The organism is Ligilactobacillus acidipiscis DSM 15836 (assembly GCF_001435755.1).
GTDB lineage: Bacteria > Bacillota > Bacilli > Lactobacillales > Lactobacillaceae > Ligilactobacillus > Ligilactobacillus acidipiscis.
In genome coordinates this window covers 1-616 of record NZ_AZFI01000345.1, presented here as the reverse complement: position 1 = coordinate 616, position 616 = coordinate 1, and the positions used below count along the sequence as shown (strand labels likewise).

The window sequence follows — 616 nt, the reverse complement described above, 5'->3', positions numbered from 1 at the left end:
TGCCGTTTAGTATGGTAGGAAACCAAAAGTTTAACTACATTTTCATTCATAATGTTTTAGAATACGTATTTGACCCACAAGAATTGCCGACCAAATTAAAAATTTGTTAAAACCAGATGATCATTTTTCAGTTGTTAAGCACAACAAACTTAGCCATGCTTTTGCTACAACCGTTTTTGCAGACAAAACCGAAAACGGAATTGAAATACTTGATCAAAAACAAATGATTTTCCAATCTTTTGGCCCCATGTACATCTATTCTTTAAATGAATTAAAAGCGTGGCTTTCTCACCCGCTGACCAATGTATTTGGTATTCGTGCCGTTTATAGATTTTCTGCCAATAATCAAGTTAATACACTCAAAAGTGGCAAATACAAAGTTTCAACTAGAAGATAAATTAAGTACAGACCCTTATTTGTCCCGCTGGATCAATTGACGTTAAATAATTCTTCTCCCCTTGTTTTGAAAGCCAAACAGTATATTCAAAACAACAAAAAATTTGATCCTAATGACACGTCAATGAGCGAATGGAAATTACTTTCAAAACCAATCTTTTAAATCTTTTTTCCTATTTACAAGATGGATGCTAAATCCTGGATTATTCATAATTTTACC

1 protein-coding gene is annotated in these 616 nt (G+C 32.6%); it reads left to right on the top strand.

The window, feature by feature from the left end; genetic code table 11:
- The first annotated feature begins 103 nt into the window (after nucleotides 1–103).
- Nucleotides 104–397, top strand: a complete 294-nt coding sequence (locus FC65_RS11050) for a hypothetical protein (RefSeq protein WP_056972799.1) — start codon at nucleotides 104–106, stop codon at nucleotides 395–397.
- Nucleotides 398–616: the final 219 nt, after the last annotated feature.